This window comes from Frankia sp. CcWB3 (assembly GCF_977927595.1).
Genome location: NZ_CDWRCK010000051.1, coordinates 1 through 19985, shown reverse-complemented (window position 1 = coordinate 19985; position 19985 = coordinate 1). Strand labels below are relative to the sequence as shown.

Genomic DNA, 19985 nt, shown 5'->3' with positions numbered 1-19985 from the left:
ATTCTGCTCGCGCTGCTCGCGCTGCTCGCGCTGCTCGCGCCCGGCACCGCTGCGGCGCCGGGCGCGAGCAGCGCGAGCAGCGCGAGCAGCGCGAGCAGAATAGCGGGGTGACCGTTCGCCCTTCTGCTCTGGATCCCGCCATCGCCCGTAGGCTGCGCCGCGACGACGCGGGCCTGTTCCCCGCCGTCGCCCAGCAGTACGACACCGGCGAGGTGCTGATGCTCGGGTGGATGGACGACGAGGCGCTGCACCGGACCCTCACCACGGGCCGGGCCACGTACTGGAGCCGCAGCCGCGCGGAGTACTGGGTCAAGGGGGAGACCAGCGGGCACCGGCAATGGGTGCGGTCGGTCGCGCTCGACTGCGACGGGGACACCGTCCTCGTCCGGGTGGACCAGGTGGGCCCGGCTTGCCACACGGGCACGCGGACCTGCTTCGACGACGATCTTCTGCCCACGGCGACCGCCGAGGCCACGGATACTGCCCGGCCCCGCGACCTCTCCGGTGCCGCCAGGGTTTCCGGTGCCGCTGGTGACCCCGTCGGCGCGGACAAGGCTGGCGCGGACAAGGCTGGCGCGGACCGATGACGACCGGGCAGATTATCCCCAGCCGGGAGGAGTTCCGGGCCGCCGCGGCGGCGCATCCGGTCGTCGCCGTCACCCGCCGGCTGCTTGCCGACGGGGAGACACCCGTCGGCGTCTACCGCAAGCTCGCCGGCGGCTCCGGGACGTTCCTGCTGGAATCGGCGGAGCACGGCGGGGTGTGGTCGCGGTATTCGTTCATCGGTGTGCGGGCCGCGGCGACGCTGACCGAGCGCGACGGGCAGGCGGTGTGGGTGGACGGTGCGCCGCCTCCCGGGGTGCCGGTCGACGGTGACCCGCTCGACATCCTGCGCGCGGTGGAGAGCACTCTGCAGGCCTCGAACAGCCCACAGGCCCCTCCGCTCATGGGTGGCCTGGTCGGCTATCTCGGCTACGACATCGTGCGTCGCATCGAGCGGCTCCCCGCGCACGCCATCGACGACCTCGGCCTTCCCGAGCTGCGTATGCTGCTCACCACCGATCTCGCCGTGCTGGACCATCGGGACGGTTCCTGCCTGCTGGTGGCCAACGTCTTCACCGGCTGCGGGAGTGGCGCCGGTGACGCAGGCGCCACCGGCGCCACCGGTGGGGACGCAGACGCCGCCGCACACCCGGCCGGGATCGACCTGGACGCCGCCTACGACGACGCGGTGGCCCGGCTGGAGGCCATGACCAGCGATCTCGCGAAGTGGAACGAGCCGACCGTGGCGACCACGGCGGGCACCGCTGCGGGGGTCGGCGACTTCGTCTCCGCCACGCCTCCCGGTGCCTTCCAGACCGCGGTCGAGCGGGCCATCGAGGAGATCCGCGCCGGCGAGTGCTTCCAGATCGTCGTCTCGCAGCGCTTCGAACGGCGGACGACCGCGGATGCGCTCGACGTCTACCGGGTGCTGCGGACCTCGAATCCAAGTCCCTATATGTACCTGCTGCGCTTCGCCGACCACGACGTCGTCGGATCCTCCCCGGAGACGCACGTCAAGGTCACCGGCCGCCGGGCGTTGCTGCATCCCATCGCGGGCAGCCGGCCCCGGGGAGCCACTCCCGAACAGGACGCCGAGCTTGCGGTGGAGCTTCTCGCGGACCCGAAGGAACGCTCCGAGCACGTGATGCTGGTCGACCTGGTCCGCAACGACCTCGGGCGGGTCTGCAATCCCGGTTCGGTCCGGGTCGTCGAGTTCGCGGCCATCGAACGGTTCTCGCACATCATGCACATCGTCTCCACGGTGATCGGTGAGGTGGCCCCGGACCGCAGCGCCGTGGACGTGCTGGCAGCGACGTTTCCGGCGGGGACGCTCTCGGGGGCGCCCAAGGTGCGGGCGATGGAGGTCATCGACGAGCTGGAGCCGACTCGGCGGGGCCTGTACGGGGGCGTGGTCGGCTACCTGGACTTCGGCGGTGATCTGGACACCGCGATCGCGATCCGTACCACGGTGATGCGCGACGACATGGCCTATGTCCAGGCCGGAGCCGGCATCGTCGCGGATTCCGATCCCGACACCGAGGATCTGGAAAGCCGCGCGAAGGCCGCCGCCGTCCTGCGCGCCGTCGAGGTCGCCGAGTCGTTGCGACCGCCGTCATGACGGCCGCGGGGTCCTCCTCCGCGGGGCGCCCATCCTCCCCGCGCGACCGGGCCGGCACCGCGGAGCCGCCTTCGCCGGGCCACCCTCCCGGGGGCGATGTGCACGCGGCCGAGGCGATGCGACGCGGCCACCGGGAACGCACCCTCGCGGTGTTGGGATGTCTGCTCGGTGCCGGCGTCGTGCTCGTGTCGGGCGGTGCGACCTGGGTGTCCGCCCGGGTGAGCGTGCCCCGCGGTGGGGCGGACGGCGGCGCCGTCGCGGCGCCACTCGCCGTGCACTGGACCGGCGGGGCGCTTGCCTCGCCGGCGACCGCTCTCGCCCTGGTCGGGCTTGCCGCGGCCGTGGCGATCGTGGCCACCCGGCGCCTCGGGCGGCCGGTCATCGGTGTGCTCATCGCGGCCGCCGGGGTCGGCATCGCCTACGTGACCGGACGCATCGGCTGGGATCCACTCCCGACGCTGCGCGAGACCGATCAGGTCCGCCAGCTCGTGCCCGGTGGCCAGGCGCGGATCGATGACGTCAGCCAGACGATCGCTCCCTGGCTGTCGTTCGCGGGCGGGCTGCTGCTCATCCTCGTCGGCGCCCTCGTCGTCCTGCGCGGCCGGTCATGGCCCGCGATGTCCGGCCGCTACCAGGCCCGCGATGCCACTCCGGCCGACGCCTGGGACGCGATCGAGCGGGGCCACGACCCGACCTGATCACCTGGCGTCTCCGCGGCGCCCGGCCCGGCGGGCCGGCCAGCCGGAACCGGGAGCGCCACCGGTCAGCGGGTCGGCGGGCGCCAAGTCCGCGGGTGGGAGGTCGGGAAACGGGTCGACCAGCTCCGCGAGAGCCAGTGCCCGGCGGTCCAGGTCGGCTTCGAGCATCATCATGACGGCGTCCATCCGGATCAGGCAGCGGGACAGCTCGTCGAGCTGCTCGGCGAGCTCGGGCTCGAGGCGGGGCCGCGGGTGCGCGCCTGGGGCGTCGCGCGCCGCGGGCACCCGGGCGGCGCTGAGGGGGGCGAGATGCGGCGGATGCCCATCGGAACTCTCCTTGGTATCCCTTGGTATCGAACTCATGTTCGACTATAGGGGGTGCCGGCGATCGACGCCAGCCCGCCACGCCGTCCCTGGGGCGCTGCCCGGGTCCGCCCGAGGATTCGGTCCGTTCGAGGGTCCGGTCCGTTCGAGGACATGTGCGGCGTGCCATGCGTGTTTCCGGTCGGCGAAGGCGCGGCGGTCCCGAGCGTGCGCGCCGCGGCCGCCGATCCCGAGAACCTGCCGCCGATCCCGAGAACCTGTCGTGCGGCCGCCCGGATCTCGTGATGCCGTTGCCCGGCGACCGAGGTGGTAACCCGGTTGTGCCTCTGCGCACGGTGGTTCACCGGACTCGTCGCGTCACTCTGTCAACGGGCTCACGACGCAAGATCGATTGCGGATCGTAGCTGATCGGTGTAGGCGGATCCGAAGTGGCTGACGGTGCAGTCTCCGTGAAGATGGGTGTGTTCGGGTCGCTACCCGATTCCCCACGGGAAACTCAACTACGTGGAGTTATGGATCGTAGCTGCATGTGGGGGTGCCGGGCTCACCGTGCCTGCCTGGCCTACCATCGGCGGCATGACCGCGACAGTCGCGAGCGCGGGGCGATGAGCGTTCTCGCCGAGATCCTCGACGGGGTCGGGATCGATCTTGCCGCCCGCGAGCAACAGACCTCTCTGGCAGATCTCAAGCGGCGGGTGGAACGCGTTCCCGACCCGAAGGACGCGCTCGCCGTCTTCCGGGACTCCCGGGTCTCGGTGATTGCCGAGGTGAAGCGCCGTTCCCCCTCGAAGGGGGAGCTGGCGGCCATCACCGACCCCGCTGCCCTCGCCACCGAGTACGAGGCGGCGGGCGCCGCCGCGGTGAGTGTCCTGACCGAGCAACGGCGCTTCGGCGGCTCCCTGGCCGACCTCGATGCCGTGCGTCGCGCGGTGGACGTCCCGCTGCTGCGCAAGGACTTCATCGTGTCGCCCTACCAGGTCTTCGAGGCCCGGGCGCACGGGGCGGACATCGTCCTGCTCATCGTCGCGGCGCTGGACCAGCCGCGGCTCGTCGGCCTGCACGAGCGGATTGAGTCCCTGGGCATGACGGCGCTGGTCGAGGTGCACGACGAGGCGGAGATGGTGCGATCGCTGGACGCCGGCGCCCGACTGGTCGGGGTGAACGCCCGCGACCTGCACACGCTGAAGATCGATCGGAGCACCTTCGCCCGGCTCGTGCCGATGGTGCCCCCGGGAGTGCTCGCGGTCGCCGAGTCCGGCATCCGGGGGCCGCACGATCTGCTCGCCTACGCCGCCGCGGGGGCGGACGTGGTACTGGTCGGCGAGGCGGCCGTCACCGGCGATCCCCGTCAGACGGTCGCCGATCTGGTGGCGGCCGGCGCGCACCCGGCGGCCCGGATCGGGCGCTGAGGCCGTCGGCGCCCGTGCCCCGGCGCCCGTGCCCCGGTATCCGGGGCTCGGCCCTATACAGTCGCACCGTGACCATCCGAACCGCTGCCGAGTCAGTTCGCCCCGCGGCCGCCGGAACCGGGACGCCGTCGAGCTCCGGTCCGGCCCGTCTGGACGCGTCGAGCTGGCAGGCGTTCCCCGACTCCTCGGGGCACTTCGGGCGTTTCGGTGGTCGCTTTGTCCCCGAGGCCCTCATGGCAGCGATGGACGAGCTCACCGCGGCCTACGCGGCGGCCAGGGTGGATCCCGGCTTCACCGCGGAACTGGACGAGCTGCTGGCGAGCTACGCGGGCCGGCCCACTCCGCTCACCGACGCCCACCGGCTCACCGCGCACGTTGGCGGTGCCCGCATCCTGCTCAAGCGTGAGGACCTCGCGCACACCGGTTCCCACAAGATCAATAATGTCCTCGGGCAGTGCCTGCTGACCCGGCGGATGGGCAAGACCCGGGTCATCGCCGAGACCGGAGCCGGTCAGCACGGTGTTGCCACGGCCACCGCCTGCGCTCTGCTCGGCCTGGACTGCGTCGTCTACATGGGCGAGGAGGACACCCGCCGGCAGGCCCTCAACGTCGCCCGGATGCGCCTGCTCGGCGCCGAGGTCGTCGCGGTCACGTCCGGCAGCCGAACGTTGAAGGACGCCATCAACGAGGCCATGCGCGACTGGGTGGCCACCGTTGGCACGACCCACTACTGCATCGGGTCGGTGATGGGCCCGCACCCGTTCCCGATGCTGGTCCGCGATTTCCAGCGGATCATCGGGGTCGAGGCCCGCGCCCAGGTGCTCGACCGTGTCGGCCGGCTGCCCGACGCCGTCGTCGCCTGCGTCGGTGGCGGCTCGAACGCGATGGGCATCTTCCACCCGTTCATCCCCGACGTCGAGGTCGCGCTGATCGGCTGCGAGGCCGGGGGGGACGGGGTCACCACCGGTCGGCACGCCGCGGCGATCGCCGGCGGTTCCGCGGGCGTGCTGCACGGCATGCGGACGTTCCTGCTGCAGGACGAGTTCGGGCAGACCCAGGTCTCCCACTCGATCTCGGCGGGTCTGGACTACCCCGGCATCGGCCCCGAACATGCCCTGCTGCACGAGACTGGTCGGGCGAGCTATCGGGTCGTGGACGACACCGCCGCGATGGAGGCGCTCGCGCTGGTGGCCCGTACCGAGGGCATCCTGGTCGCGATCGAGAGCGCGCACGCCTTCGCGGGTGCCCTCGACGTCGCCCGGGAGCTCGGTCCGGGCGCGGTCGTCGTCGTCAACTGCTCCGGTCGGGGGGACAAGGACGTCGACACCGCCGCCCGCTGGTTCGACCTCCTAGACGAGGCCGATGCCGGCGGGGGCCCCGCCGGCGGTCCGGCGGGGGCCGGCCTGAGGGACCCTGAGGGAGGATCCTGAGGGACCCTGCCTCGGGACCGGCGCAACCAAAGACAGGACACATCGGCCCTCGGGCCCGACGGAACGGACGCACGGTGCAGAGTCGGTTGGACGCAGTGTTCGCGGCGGCCCGCGAGGAGGGGCGGTCGGTGCTGGTCGGCTATCTGCCCGCGGGATTCCCGACGGTGGACGGGGCGATCGAGGCCATGCGGGCCATGGTGGCGGCGGGAGTCGACGTCGTCGAGGTCGGCCTGCCCTACTCCGACCCCACCATGGACGGTCCGGTGATCCAGGATGCGGCGGATGCGGCCCTGCGCGGCGGGGTCACGACGCAGGACGTGATCCGCACCGTCGAGGCCGTCGCCGCGACGGGGGCCCCGACTCTGGTCATGTCCTACTGGAACCCGATCGACCGCTACGGCGCGGCCGCGTTCGCGGCCGATCTCGCCGCTGCCGGGGGCGCCGGGGCGATCACTCCGGACCTGCCGCCCGAAGAGGCCGGGCCCTGGCTCGACGCGTGCGCCGCGCACGGCCTGGCCCCGGTGTTCCTCGTCGCTCCCAGCTCCTCGGACACCCGCCTCCGGCTGGTCGTCGGCGTCGCGCGCGGCTTTGTCTACGCCGCCTCGCTGATGGGTGTCACCGGGACCCGGGCGGCGGTCGGCGAGCGGGCGGCCGATCTGGTCGCCCGGGTGCGGGCCGCCACCGAGCTCCCGGTGGCGGTGGGGCTCGGGGTGAGCACCGCGGCGCAGGCCGCCGAGGTCGCGGGCTTCGCCGACGGTGTGATCGTCGGCTCCGCGCTGGTGAAGGTCCTGCTCGAGGCGGAACGTTCCGGAGCCGGCGCCTCAGCGGGCCTCGCCGGAATCCGTCGGCTCGCCGCGGAACTCGCCGGAGGAGTGCGCGCTCCCGTCCCGGCGTGAACTCCCGGCCGTCCCGGCCCAGCCGTCACAGCTGTCGCCCACATCTATCGCCGCCTATATCACCCCGCTGCGCACCGAGTGGGACACGTGGCTGTGCGACACGTGGCCGGACTACCCCGCGCGTGATGGACGGGTCCACGGGATAGCCTGGCGACCGTGGTTCTTGCCGCTATTCCCAGCCCATCGCGTGGCGTGGTGTATCTCGGGCCGGTGCCGCTGCGCGCCTACGCCCTGATGATCATCATTAGCATCTTCGTCGCCGTATTCGTGACGGGAAGAAGGCTGCGCGCCCGCGGCATGGATCCCATGGTGGCCAGCGAGGTCGCCTACTGGGCCGTCCCGTTCGGCATCGTCGGCGCCCGTGTCTACCACGTGGTCAGCACCCCGGACGCCTACTTCGGCCGGGACGGCAACGTGCTGGACGTCATCAAGATCTGGAACGGCGGGCTGGGTATCTGGGGCGCCATCGCGGGCGGGGCGTTCGGCGCGTGGCTGGCGACCCGGCGCTACGGCATCAGCCTCGCCCTGTTCGGCGACGCCGCGGCGCCGGGCATCATCCTCGCCCAGGCGATCGGACGCTGGGGCAACTGGTTCAACCAGGAGCTGTACGGCAAGGCGAGCACCCTGCCCTGGGCGGTGCGCATCGACGAGAAGCACCAGATCATCCCCGGCGTGTCCACCTACCAGCCGACCTTCCTCTACGAGTTCCTGTGGAACCTGGTGGTGGCCGGGATCCTGTTGGTCGTCGATCGACGGCACCGGCTCGGCCGCGGCAAGCTGTTCTACCTCTACGTCGCGCTCTACACGTTCGGCCGGTTGTGGATCGAGATGCTGCGCATCGACACGGCGAACCAGATCCTCGGGCTGCGGGTCAACGTCTGGACCTCGATCGTCGTCTGTCTGGGGGCGTTGCTGGCGCTGGCGGTCACCCGCCGTCCCGTGGACCCGAATCTGTCCAGGGAGGAGCAGGAGGCCCTCGGGATCGCCCGTTCCCGGCCCGCGACGCGGTCCACGGTGACGACCGCCGGTGCCGGTGCCGCCGACCAGCGAGCGGCCGGTCCCGATCCGGTCGATCCTGATCTGGCCGCTCTCGACTCGGCCGGTCCCGATCCGGCCGATCCCGATCCGGCCGATCCCGGTTCCGCCGGGTCGGTACCCGCCGCCGCGGTGCCCGACGACTCCGGGCCGACCGCCACCACTGCCGCCACCACTGCCGTACCGGCTGGTTCGCAGCAGCAGAGCCGCGGCCTGGCAACGAGATTGCCGGCGAGCGGTGGGCACACGTCGGCCGTTCCGCCGGAGGAGCCGCAGACGCCCTGATGAGACGCCGTCTCCGGCGGGGCCCCGGGCGTCGGCCGACCGTCGGCCTTCCCCTACTCGTAGTGACCGAGGCCGGGTGGGGAGGTATGACGTCATCTGGCGGTGATTTCCTGGACATATTTGATCACGGCGCATGAGCGGGTCGCGTGGCACACTCGGTAGAGACACGGGGCGCCGGGCCAGCGCCGCCGTGCCGTCACACCACTCGGACAGCGTCGTCCGCACCCCCTTCAGCCCCTGAAGATGGACAGGACTTCGCCGGATGCCGAGTGCGCAAGGTCTTTACGACCCCACCTTCGAACACGACGCCTGTGGCGTCGGCTTCGTCGTCGATGTACACGGCAGGCGCAGTCACGAGCTGGTCGAGCAGGGCCTGACCGTGCTGCGTAACCTCGACCACCGGGGTGCCTCGGGCAGCGACCCGGACACCGGCGACGGAGCCGGCATCCTGGTGCAGGTCCCCGATCTGTTCCTGCGTGACGTCGTCGACTTCGCGCTGCCCGCCCCGGGGCGTTACGCCGTCGGGATCGCCTTCCTGCCGCAGGTCTCGGGGGAGCGGGACGACGCCGTGCGCACCATCAGCCGCATCGTCCGCCAGGAGGGGCTGTGGGTCCTCGGCTGGCGTGAGGTGCCGGTCGTCAGCCACATCGTCGGGCACGCGGCCCACGAGGTTGAGCCGCGGATGCGGCAGCTGTTCCTCGCATTGCCCGGCGGTCTGCCCGCCGCCGGTCCGGTTGAGGGCGGCGCGGGAGACGGGTTCGACCAGGCCGACCTCGAACGCCGGGCGTTCTGCGCCCGCAAGCGGATCCGCCGGGAGACCGGCGTCTACCTGGCGTCGCTGTCGTCACGGACCCTGGTCTACAAGGGGATGCTCACCACCCACCAGCTCTCGGCCTACTTCCCGGACCTCGACGACCCCCGGTTCGCCAGTGCCATCGCGCTGGTGCACAGCCGGTTCTCCACGAACACCTTCCCGAGCTGGCCGCTGGCGCACCCGTACCGGTTCGTCGCCCACAACGGGGAGATCAACACCGTCCGCGGGAACCGGAACTGGATGCGGGCCCGCGAGGCGCTGCTCGCCAGCGACCTGATCCCCGGTGACCTCTCCCGGCTGTTTCCCATCTGCGCGGACGGGGCGAGCGACTCGGCGAGCTTCGACGAGGTCCTGGAACTGCTGTACCTGGGTGGTCGCAGCCTTCCGCACGCGGTGCTGATGATGATCCCCGAGGCGTGGGAGAACCACACCGAGATGGACTCGGCGCTGCGCGCCTTCTACCAGTTCCACTCCACGCTGATGGAGCCGTGGGACGGCCCGGCCTCCATCGCGTTCACCGACGGGACGGTCATCGGGGCGGTGCTCGACCGTAACGGACTGCGGCCGTCGCGGTACTGGGTCACCGACGACGGCCTGGTCGTGATGGCCTCCGAGGTGGGCGTGCTCGACATCCCGCCGCACAAGGTGGTGCAGAAGGGCCGGCTCCAGCCGGGGCGGATGTTCCTGGTGGACACCGCCGAGGGGCGCATCGTCAGCGACGAGGAGATCAAGTCCGAGCTCGCGAACGCGGCGCCGTACGCGGAGTGGCTGCATGCCGGTCTGATCGAGCTGGACGACCTGCCCGAGCGGGAGCAGCTCCTCTACGGGCACTCCTCGGTGCTGCGTCGCCAGCAGGTGTTCGGCTACACGCTGGAGGAGCTGCGCGTGCTCGTCGCGCCGATGGCGCGCACGGGCGCGGAGCCGATCGGCTCGATGGGCACCGACACGCCGGTGGCGGTGCTCTCCAGCCGTCCCCGGCTGCTGTTCGACTACTTCACCCAGTTGTTCGCGCAGGTCACCAACCCGCCGCTGGACGCGATCCGCGAGGAGCTGGTGACGAGCCTGGGCCGGGTGCTCGGCCCGGAGGGCAACCTGCTCGCGCCGTCCCCGGCGTCCTGCCGGATGGTGCACCTGCCCTATCCGGTGATCAGCAGCAGCCAACTTTCGAAGATCATCGGTATCAATGACGACGGTGACATGCCCGGCTTCGCCTCGGTGACGGTCCGTGGTCTGTATGACGTCGACGGGGGCGGCGCGGCGCTCGCCGCCCGGCTGGCGGAGATCTGCGCCGGGGTCAGCGAGGCCATCGCCGACGGTGCCCGCATCGTCGTGCTCTCCGACCGGGACTCCGACACGCGCAAGGCCCCGATCCCGTCGCTGCTGCTGACCGCCGCCGTGCACCACCACCTGATCCGGGAGCGGACCAGGACGAAGGTCGGCCTCATCGTCGAGTGCGGCGACGCCCGCGAGGTGCACCACATCGCACTGCTCACCGGCTACGGCGCCGCGGCAGTCAACCCGTACCTGGCATTCGAGTCGATCGACAGCCTCATCGCCGAGGGCGAGATCGTCGGGGTGTCCCGGGAGCAGGCCGAGAAGAACATGATCAAGGCGCTCGGCAAGGGCGTGCTGAAGGTGATGTCCAAGATGGGCATCTCGACGGTGGCGAGCTACACCGGCGCCCAGGTCTTCGAGGCGATCGGGCTGTCCCAGGAACTGATCGACGCCTATTTCGCGGGTACCCCGTCGCGCCTCGACGGCGTCGGGCTCGACGTCATCGCGGCGGAGGTGGCCGCGCGGCACCGGCGGGCCTATCCGCCGATCGCTTCCGAGCACGCGCACCGCACGCTGGAGGTCGGCGGCGAGTACCAGTGGCGCCGCGAGGGTGAGCTGCACCTGTTCAACCCGGAGACCGTCTTCCTGCTCCAGCACGCCACCCGCACCCGGCAGTACGAGACCTTCCAGAAGTACACCGCCCGGGTCGACGGCCTGTCCCGGGAGAACGCGACGCTGCGGGGTCTGTTCGAGCTGCGTACCGGGGTGCGCACGCCGGTGCCGATCGAGGAGGTCGAGCCGGCCTCGGAGATCGTCAAGCGGTTCGCGACCGGCGCCATGTCCTACGGCTCGATCAGCGCCGAGGCGCACGAGACGCTGGCTATCGCCATGAACCGGCTCGGCGGGAAGTCGAACACCGGCGAGGGCGGCGAGGACGCGGAGCGGTTCACGCCGGACGCGAACGGGGACCTGCGCCGCTCCGCGGTCAAGCAGGTCGCCAGCGGCCGGTTCGGGGTGACCAGCGAGTACCTCGCCAACGCCGACGACATCCAGATCAAGATGGCCCAGGGGGCGAAGCCCGGCGAGGGGGGGCAGCTTCCTGGCCACAAGGTCTACCCGTGGATCGCGAAGACGCGGCACTCGACGCCCGGTGTCGGGCTCATCTCCCCGCCGCCGCACCATGACATCTACTCGATCGAGGACCTCGCCCAGCTCATCCACGACCTGAAGAACGCCAACCCCAAGGCCCGGGTGCACGTCAAGCTGGTCGCCGAGGTCGGCGTCGGCACGGTCGCCGCCGGGGTCTCCAAGGCGCACGCCGACGTGGTGCTGATCTCCGGGCACGACGGCGGGACGGGCGCCTCGCCGCTGACCTCGCTGAAGCACGCGGGTGCCCCGTGGGAGCTGGGGCTGGCCGAGACCCAGCAGACGCTGCTGCTCAACGGCCTGCGCGACCGCATCGTCGTGCAGGTCGACGGGCAGCTGAAGACCGGCCGCGACGTCATCGTCGGGGCGCTGCTGGGGGCCGAGGAGTTCGGTTTCGCCACCGCCCCGCTGGTGGTTGCCGGCTGCGTGATGATGCGCGTCTGCCATCTCGACACCTGTCCGGTCGGTGTGGCGACCCAGAACCCGGAACTGCGCAGGCGGTTCACCGGCAGGCCCGAGTTCGTCGAGGCCTTCTTCACCTTCATCGCCGAGGAGGTGCGCACCTACCTCGCCGCGCTGGGCTTCCGCAGCCTGCAGGAGGCGGTCGGCCGGGTCGACCTGCTCGACGCCCGCGCCGCCGTCGACCACTGGAAGGCCTCCGGCCTCGACATCACCCCGTTGCTGCACACCCCGGAGCGGCCCTTCGGCGGCTCGCTGAACTGCACGTCCAGCCAGGACCACGGGTTGGACAAGGCGCTGGACAACTCGCTGATCCAGCTGTGCGAGGGGGCGCTCGACGACGGCCGGCCGGTCTGGCTGGAGATGCCGATCCGCAACGTCAACCGAACCGTGGGCACCATGCTCGGCTACGAGGTGACGAAGCGATTCGGCGCGGCGGGGCTGCCCGACGACACGATCCAGCTGCGGTTCACCGGCTCCGCGGGGCAGAGCTTCGGCGCCTTCGCGCCCCGCGGCATGACGCTGACCCTCGAGGGCGACGCGAATGACTACGCCGGCAAGGGCCTGTCCGGCGGCAAGATCTTCGTCTTCCCGCCGAAGGAGTCCCCGCTGCGGGCCGAGGAGAACATCGTCGCCGGTAACGTCCTGCTCTACGGAGCGACGGGCGGCGAGGCGTTCTTCCGCGGGATCGTCGGCGAGCGGTTCTGCGTGCGCAACTCCGGGGCGACCGCGGTGGTCGAGGGGGTCGGCGACCACGGCTGCGAGTACATGACCGGCGGCACCGTGCTGGTACTCGGGGCCATCGGGCGCAACTTCGCCGCGGGCATGAGCGGCGGCGTGGCCTACCTGTACGACCCGGTCGAGGCGCGGATCAACACCGAGATGGTGGACGTCGAGGCGCTGGGCGACGCCGACGAGACGATCGTGCGGGACCTGCTCGTCCGGCACCGCCGGGAGACCGGTTCGACGGTGGCTGCCCGGCTGTACGCCGACTGGGACACCGTGCGCGGGTCGTTCCGTAAGGTGATGCCACGGGACTACAAGCGGGTGCTGACTGCCATCCGGCAGGCGCAGGAGCAGGGGCTCGTCGCCGACGAGGTCATCATGGCGGCGGCTCGTGGCTGACTGGGCCGCCAAGCACGACCCGACCATCATCGCGATCGCGCGGACCCGACAGGAGCGGCATGGCTGACCCGACCGGCTTCCTCAAGCACCGCAGGGAGCTGCCGAAGCGCCGTCCCGTGGACGTCAGGATCACTGACTGGCGCGAGGTGTACGAGTCGTTCCCCGAGGAGCATCTGCGCACGCAGGCCAGCCGCTGCATGGACTGCGGCATCCCGTTCTGCCACGAGGGCTGTCCGCTCGGGAACATCATTCCGGAATGGAACGACCTGACCCGGCGCGGCGACTGGGTGGACGCCATCGAGCGGCTGCATGCGACGAACAACTTCCCCGAGTTCACCGGGCGGCTGTGCCCGGCGCCGTGCGAGGCGGCCTGCGTGCTCGGCATCGGCGACGATCCGGTGACCATCAAGCAGGTCGAGGTCAGCATCATCGACCGCGCCTGGGCCGACGACACCGTGGTCCCGGTCCCGCCGTCGCTGCGTACCGGCAAGCGGGTGGCGGTCGTGGGCTCCGGCCCGGCCGGTCTCGCCGCCGCCCAGCAGCTCACCCGGGCCGGCCACGAGGTCGTGGTCTACGAACGGGCCGACCGGATCGGAGGCCTGCTCCGCTACGGCATCCCCGAGTTCAAGATGGAGAAGCGGGTCCTGGACCGCCGGCTCGCGCAGATGGCGGCCGAGGGCACGTCGTTCATCACGTCCTGCAACGTCGGCCTCGACATCTCCGTGGACGAGCTGCGTTCCTCCTACGATGCGACGGTCCTCGCCGGGGGATCGACGGTCGGCCGGGACCTGCCTGTTCCCGGCCGGGAGCTGGGTGGCATCCATCTCGCGATGGAGTTCCTCGTGCCCGCGAACCGGGTCGCGCAGGGGGATCTGCCCGAGTCGCCCATCTCCGCCAAGGGTAAGAACGTGGTCATCATCGGCGGCGGTGACACGGGCGCGGACTGCCTGGGCACCTCCCACCGCCAGGGCGCGCTCTCCGTGCACCAGCTCGAGATCATGCCCCGGCCGCCGGAGCTGCGGGCCCCGGCCAACCCGTGGCCGTCATACCCGATCATCTACCGGGTCTCCAGCGCGCACGAGGAGGGCGGCGAGCGGGTCTTCGCCGTCTCCACCGAGCGATTCCTCGGTGATGAGGATGGCAACGTGCGGGCGCTGCGCCTGCACGAGGTGCGCCTCGTCGGCGGGAAGTTCGAGAAGGTCGAGGGTACCGACACCGAGCTGCCCTGCCAGCTGGTGCTGCTCGCCATGGGGTTCACCGGCCCGGAACGGTCCGGCCTGCTGACCGATCTCGGGGTGGAGCTGGACGCGCGCGGCAACGTGGCGCGCGACGCCGGGTGGGCCTCCTCGGTCCCCGGCGTGTTCGTCGCCGGGGACATGGGACGCGGGCAGTCACTGATCGTCTGGGCGATTGCCGAGGGACGTGCCGCCGCCGCCGCCACCGACCGCTGGCTGATGGGCAGGACGGACCTGCCCGAGCCCATCACGCCGACGCGTCGCTGACCGGGAGCCGGCCAGCCCCGGCGTGCAGCCGGGACACCGGAGCACTTTTTGGCCGAAGATTCATGTGATCTGTCTTGCTCCATGCCGGATCTGCGGCGATTGACCGGACTCGCCGACCAGCCTGGTGACCTGCGGCGGTACCGTTCAGTGCCATGAGGCTCGTGCTGCTCGGTCCACCTGGCTCCGGCAAGGGAACCCAGGGCGCTCGCATCAGCGCCCGGCACGGCATCCCCTCGATCTCGACCGGCCGGCTGTTCGACCGGCAGATCGCCGCGGGTACGCCGCTGGGCCGTCGCGCGGAGCGCTACGTCCGCGCGGGCGAGCTGGTCCCCGACGAGATCGTGCTCGACATCGTCGCCGACCGGCTCGAGAGTGGCGTCGACTGTGCGGTGGGGTTCCTGTTCGACGGGTTCCCCCGGACCTACCCCCAGGCCGAGGCGTTGGACCGGATGCTCGTGGCGACCTGCGGCCCGCTCGACGCGGTCATCGACCTGGACGTCGACGTCGACGAGGTGCTCGACCGCATCCGGCGCCGGTCCCGCACCGAGGACCGGGTCGACGACGCGGAGGACACCGCCCGTCGCCGGTTGAAGGTCTTCGCGGAGGAGACCGCACCGCTGCGCCGCTACTACCGGCGGGGTGGCCTGCTGCGCACGGTGGACGGTTCCGGCAGCCCGGACGAGGTCGCGGCCCGCATCGAGGAGACGCTGGCGGACGTCGCCCATCCAGCTCTGCGGGCCCAGCCGGGTCTGCCTGTCTGCCGGTAGGCCGTGGGTCGCCGAGGAGGGGAGCGGGGGCGCCTCGCGCACGTCTCCCTCGTCTCCCTCGTCGTGCTCTGCTGGCTGCCGCTGGTCGTCGTCATCACCGCGTGGCGGACCGTGCTGAACCCGGCCTTCTACTCGCAGTCGCTGAACCGGGCCGACGCCTACGACCGCGTCTACACCCAGGTACTGCCCGATCCCGCGGTCGACACGTTGCTGGCCGGCCTCCCGATCGACAGCTCCCTCGTCACCGCGAACCTGCGCACGGTGCTGCCCCCGTCGACGATCCAGGCGATGACCGACGAGCAGATCAACCGGATCGTCGACTACCTGCGGGCCGACACGGACGACGTCGAACTCGCCGTCGACCTCCGGCCGATCTTCGACAACATCTCGGGCCTGGCCAACCGGTACGTCGCCGGTGAACTGGGCGCCGGCACCAGCTACCAGGTCACCACCGTGCAGGAGTTCACCCACGGTGTCGTCACCGCGCTCGACGACATCGCTGCCGGGCGTCCGCCGAAGTCCCTACCCACGATCGAGCTCTCCCCGCAGGACACCGACCGCGTCCTGCCCGTGGTGCTGGGCCGGGTGGACGCCGACACCCGTGCGCGCATCGAGGCTCCGCTGCGCGCCCTGCTGAGGTCGGGCAACATCGCCGGAGCACTGGCGCTGGTCGGTCCGGAGGTCTTCCAGGGCGACGAGACGGCCATTGGCCGGCTCCAGGCGTATCTCCACGGATCCACCCTCGATCTCGGGGTCCGCCTGTCGGATCTGCATGACCGGCCGATGATCGTCGCGATCGGCCGGCTGCACGACGTCGCCGCGACCCTGGTGTGGGTCTCCCTCCTGCTCGCCCTGATCATGACGGCGGCCCTGGCCGGCATCGTCGTGCTGGCCGGGCGGCGGGGGGTGTCCCGGGTCCGGGCCGCGACCGGTGCGGTGGTCCTCGCCGGCGTCGGTGCCGGGCTGCTCGGCGTCGTCCTGCGCATCGCGCTGCCGAATCCGCTGACCTCGCTGGACGGGCCGTCGTCGCTCCTGCCGCCGGGAGCTGGCGCAGTGCTGGTCGACTTCTCCTCGCGCGCCTACGGCACGCTCGAGAGCGGCTTTCTGCGGATCGTGGTCTGGACGCTGGTGGCCGGCCTGGTCGGCTACGGATTGTCGCTGCTCGTCGCGGTGTCCGCTCGGTGGAACCGGACCGGCCGGCGGCGCCGGGTCGCCACGGCGTTCGCCCTCGCGCTGCCTCTGATGATCACTGTGACCTGGACGGCCTTCCCGGGCGCCGCAGCCGAGGCCCGCAAGCTCTGCAACAGCCAGCAGGCGCTGTGCGACCGGCGCTATGATCAGGTGAGCTACCTGGCCACCCACAACGCGATGGCCACCAGTGAGGACCGGTTTCTCGGGCCCGCCCAGGACCCGGCGATCGCGCACCAGCTCGACCTGGGGGTGCGCGCCCTGCTGCTCGACGTGCACCACTGGACATCGCCGACCCAGGTCGACGCCTACCTGCAGACCCTGCCGCCCGCGACCCGCGACGCGCTCGCTCCGCTGACGCGAGGCGCCCGATCGGAACGCCTCGGCACCTGGCTGTGCCATGACCTGTGCCAGCTCGGCTCCCTCGACTTCGTGGCGGAGCTGACCCGGGTCCGGGACTGGATGAACCGCAATCCCACCGAGGTCGTGACGCTGATCATCCAGGATAATGAGGTGCCGGCGAGCGAGATCGCCGGCGGCGTGGCGGCCGCGGGCCTCGCGGGGATGGTGACGACGCCGCCGGAGGATCCGCACGGCCGATGGCCGACCCTGCGCGAGATGGTCGGCTCGGGCCGACGCCTGGTGATCTTCACCGAGCGGCAGGACCTGCCGGGCACGTTCCTGCGCAGCTTCTACCGGTATGCCGAGGATACCCCGTTCGATGCGAAGAAACCCGAGGATCTGCGGACCTGCGCCCGCAACCGGGGCGTGGACGGTGCCTCGCTGCTGCTGATGAACCACTGGCTCACCGCCGCCGCGCCCAGCCGCCGTGCCGCCCTCGGCGCGAACGCCGCCGAGACCGTGTTCACCCGGGCACAGCGTTGTCGCCAGGAGCGCGGGCGGATCCCGACGTTCGTCGCGGTCGACTTCGCCACGATCGGTGACGCGCAGACGGCGGTGGACCGGCTCAACCGCGTTCGCGGCGCCGGCCGTGGTCCCGGCGGTGCCGGTTCCTGACCCTCGGCCAGCCGGTGGGAGCATATCCGGGCGGTCATGCGTTGACCTGCGAGGAATTATCTAGTGATACGTCACCGTGCGAGGGAGCCCAGGTGCCGATCTGGAACCAGCTGCGTCAGTCCGCTCAGACGATGCAGGGCCAGCTGAACGCCAAGAAAAACGACCTGAAGAGCGGTGCCTTCCGCGATGCGAGCATGGCGATGTGCGCGTTGGCCGCTGCGGCGGACGGGACCATCGACCCGGCCGAGCGGCAGCGGGTCGCCGCGCTGATCATCTCCAACGACGTGCTTAGCAACTTTCCCGCGGATGATCTCCAGCGTCGCTTCAACGACTATGTCGGCAAGCTGCAGGCCGATTTCGAGTTCGGCAAGGTCTCCGTTCTCCAGGAGATCGCGAAGACGAAGAAGAAGCCGGCGGAGGCCAGGGCGGTCATCCAGATCGGGATCGTCATCGGCGGGGCCGATGGCACCTTCGACAAGACGGAGCAGGCCGTCGTGCGGGAGGCGTGCTTCGCGGTCGGCATCAACCCGGAGGAGTTCGACCTCTGAGCCGGACCGGCCGCACTGCGCCGAGCCCGTCACCCCGTCACCCCGTCACCCTGAACCCGTCACTCTTCCTTCCATCGGCGTAGAGGACACGTGGGACCAGCCGATGCCCTGCTCGCGGGCGGGGCGGGTCTGCTCGCGGGCGCGGTGAACACGATCGCGGGCGGCGGGACCCTGATCGCCTTCCCGGCGCTGCTCGCCACCGGTCTGCCGGCGCTGACCGCCAACATCACCTCATCGGTGGGGCTGGTCACCGGGTACGCCGGTGGGGCGCTGGGCTACCGCCGCGAGCTTGCCGGGCAGGCCGTCCGGCTGCGTGCTCTGGGACCGCCGGCTCTGCTCGGCGGTCTGGTCGGCGCCGTCGTGCTGCTGGCCACGCCCTCCGACAGCTTCCGGGTGCTGGTTCCGTACCTGGTGCTGGTCTCCTGTCTGCTCCTGGCGGCTCAGTCCCGGCTCGCGGCCGTGGTGGCACGCCGGAGAGCCAGCACGGCCGTGGTCGACGCCACGGCCCGGGTGACCTGGCCGACCCGGCTTGGGATCTTTGTCGCGGGAGTCTACGGATCGTATTTCGGCGCGGGGCTCGGGGTGCTGCTCCTCGGGGTGCTGGGCATTCTGCTCGCCGACGACCTGCAGCGCACCAACGCGCTGAAGACGCTGCTCGCGTTCGGGGTCAACGCTGTGGGAGTGGCGGTCTTCCTGGTCACCGCGAAGGTCTCGTGGGAGTTCGCCGGCATCCTCGTGCTCGCTTCCCTGTTCGGCGGGACGATCGGTGCCCGGGTGGCTCGCCGGCTACGACCGAACGTTCTACGTGGCGCGGTCATCATGCTCGGTGCGACCGTGGCGATCGTGCTGTTGATCCGTGGCTGAGTAACCTGCTGTCCGTCCAACCTGCTGTCCGTCGATTGTCTTGCGTTAGCGGACGATGCGCGCCGTCGTTATCGTACATTCTCGCAAGCAACTCGGCTAGGTAGCGGCTACGCTCCCGAAGCTAGCTTGAGGAAATGGCTCCGGTGACAGCCGGCTGGGTTATCGGTGGGCCCTACGTTCGCCGTCCTCCTGCGAGGAGTTATCCACAGGTGGCCTGTGGCGCTGGATTACCGGGGCTACCTGATGGATTCTCGGTCCATGACGTTTTCCGCTTCGGCCTCGCCCCCGCCGACCCGTCCCGTGCGCTATCCCGGTTTCGACCCCGCGGTCCGCCTCGCCGGTCGCCAGGGGGGTGCGATCACCTACCGGCAGGCGATGGCCGCTGGGCTGACCCGCGGCCAGCTGCGCCAGCTCGTCCACTCCGGCCAGTGGAGCCATCCGGTGCGCGGTGTCTTCGTCGTACCCCTCGGCCCGACGGAGCTCCCTGGCTCCGTCGACGACGTCCCGCGGCCGGGGGATTGGCGGCGCGCCGAGCATTCTGAAACCCGGGAGTCTGAAATCCGGGAGAAGGAATCCGCAGGACTTGTCCGGAACGACGTCGCGCGCCGACGAAGAAAGCGCCATGGTGCCATCACCGCGGGCCCCGGGCACGCGGCGCCGATCGTCGGCGATGAAAATACCACGCCGATTCTCCCGGTCTTCTCCTCGCCGTTTTCGGCACGGGTGCGGGCCGCGCTCATCGGGCGTCCCCGAGCCGTCGTCTGCGGGATCACCGCCGCCCGGCTCCACGGTTTTCCGCTCGCGGTTCCGGAAAGCTCCACCGAACCCGTGCACCTCCTTCTTCCGGCTCGGCAGACCCGGGCCCAGCCGCGCGGGATCCGGCTGCACTTCAGCGATCTCGACGCCGACCAGCGCGTCGAGCTGGGTGGGATCCCACTCACCTCGCCGGAGCGGACGCTGGCGGATCTCGTGCTGGCCGCCCAGTCGCGTGAGGCGGCGGTCGCCCACCTGGACGCAGCCCTGCACCGCGGCCTAGGGCCTG

Annotated in this window: 15 protein-coding genes; 14 read left to right on the top strand and 1 reads right to left on the bottom strand. The window is 71.1% G+C overall.

Features of this window, described 5'->3' with window-relative positions; translation table 11 throughout:
• Positions 1 to 107: 107 nt before the first annotated feature.
• The 3 genes from hisI to ACY5KJ_RS06380 are packed head-to-tail and all read left to right on the top strand — an operon-like array spanning position 108 to position 2859.
• Positions 108 to 587, top strand: coding sequence for a phosphoribosyl-AMP cyclohydrolase (gene hisI / locus ACY5KJ_RS06390; RefSeq protein WP_462202983.1), 480 nt, complete (start codon positions 108 to 110; stop codon positions 585 to 587).
• On the top strand, positions 584 to 2161 hold the full coding sequence (locus ACY5KJ_RS06385) for an anthranilate synthase component I (protein ID WP_462202982.1): 1578 nt from the start codon (positions 584 to 586) through the stop codon (positions 2159 to 2161). The genes hisI and ACY5KJ_RS06385 overlap by 4 nt, the downstream gene beginning before the upstream one ends.
• Positions 2158 to 2859: a Trp biosynthesis-associated membrane protein gene (locus ACY5KJ_RS06380; protein WP_462202981.1), complete on the top strand. Its 702-nt coding sequence runs from the start codon at positions 2158 to 2160 to the stop codon at positions 2857 to 2859. The genes ACY5KJ_RS06385 and ACY5KJ_RS06380 overlap by 4 nt, the downstream gene beginning before the upstream one ends.
• Here ACY5KJ_RS06380 and ACY5KJ_RS06375 read toward each other — a convergent pair whose 3' ends face one another.
• Positions 2860 to 3222, bottom strand: coding sequence for a hypothetical protein (locus tag ACY5KJ_RS06375; protein ID WP_462202980.1), 363 nt, complete (start codon positions 3220 to 3222; stop codon positions 2860 to 2862). It lies immediately after the preceding gene.
• A gap of 566 nt (positions 3223 to 3788) precedes the next feature.
• Here ACY5KJ_RS06375 and trpC point away from each other — a divergent pair.
• The 11 genes from trpC to ACY5KJ_RS06320 form a co-directional block, all read left to right on the top strand.
• The gene (gene trpC, locus ACY5KJ_RS06370) at positions 3789 to 4592 is read left to right on the top strand and encodes an indole-3-glycerol phosphate synthase TrpC (protein WP_462202979.1); all 804 of its coding nucleotides are present in this window, start codon (positions 3789 to 3791) and stop codon (positions 4590 to 4592) included.
• Positions 4593 to 4660: 68 nt separating this feature from the next.
• On the top strand, positions 4661 to 6022 hold the full coding sequence (trpB, locus tag ACY5KJ_RS06365) for a tryptophan synthase subunit beta (protein ID WP_462202978.1): 1362 nt from the start codon (positions 4661 to 4663) through the stop codon (positions 6020 to 6022).
• A 74-nt stretch (positions 6023 to 6096) separates the two neighbouring features.
• The gene (gene trpA, locus ACY5KJ_RS06360; RefSeq protein WP_462202977.1) at positions 6097 to 6918 is read left to right on the top strand and encodes a tryptophan synthase subunit alpha; all 822 of its coding nucleotides are present in this window, start codon (positions 6097 to 6099) and stop codon (positions 6916 to 6918) included.
• Between the two features lie 156 nt (positions 6919 to 7074).
• Positions 7075 to 8238, top strand: a complete 1164-nt coding sequence (gene lgt / locus ACY5KJ_RS06355) for a prolipoprotein diacylglyceryl transferase (protein WP_462202976.1) — start codon at positions 7075 to 7077, stop codon at positions 8236 to 8238.
• A 262-nt stretch (positions 8239 to 8500) separates the two neighbouring features.
• Positions 8501 to 13057 (top strand): glutamate synthase large subunit, encoded by a 4557-nt coding sequence (gene gltB, locus ACY5KJ_RS06350; protein WP_462202975.1) that lies wholly within the window; start codon positions 8501 to 8503, stop codon positions 13055 to 13057.
• 59 nt (positions 13058 to 13116) lie between these two features.
• Positions 13117 to 14559 (top strand): glutamate synthase subunit beta, encoded by a 1443-nt coding sequence (locus ACY5KJ_RS06345; RefSeq protein WP_462202974.1) that lies wholly within the window; start codon positions 13117 to 13119, stop codon positions 14557 to 14559.
• Positions 14560 to 14711: 152 nt separating this feature from the next.
• Positions 14712 to 15326, top strand: a complete 615-nt coding sequence (locus tag ACY5KJ_RS06340; protein ID WP_462202973.1) for an adenylate kinase — start codon at positions 14712 to 14714, stop codon at positions 15324 to 15326.
• A gap of 3 nt (positions 15327 to 15329) precedes the next feature.
• Positions 15330 to 17531 (top strand): PI-PLC domain-containing protein, encoded by a 2202-nt coding sequence (locus ACY5KJ_RS06335; protein WP_462202972.1) that lies wholly within the window; start codon positions 15330 to 15332, stop codon positions 17529 to 17531.
• A gap of 92 nt (positions 17532 to 17623) precedes the next feature.
• Positions 17624 to 18079, top strand: a complete 456-nt coding sequence (locus ACY5KJ_RS06330; protein ID WP_462202971.1) for a tellurite resistance TerB family protein — start codon at positions 17624 to 17626, stop codon at positions 18077 to 18079.
• Positions 18080 to 18169: 90 nt separating this feature from the next.
• Positions 18170 to 18943, top strand: coding sequence for a sulfite exporter TauE/SafE family protein (locus ACY5KJ_RS06325; protein WP_462202970.1), 774 nt, complete (start codon positions 18170 to 18172; stop codon positions 18941 to 18943).
• Positions 18944 to 19201: 258 nt separating this feature from the next.
• Positions 19202 to 19985, top strand: a 784-nt coding sequence (locus tag ACY5KJ_RS06320) for a type IV toxin-antitoxin system AbiEi family antitoxin domain-containing protein (RefSeq protein WP_462202969.1), incomplete at its 3' end; no start/stop codon positions are given.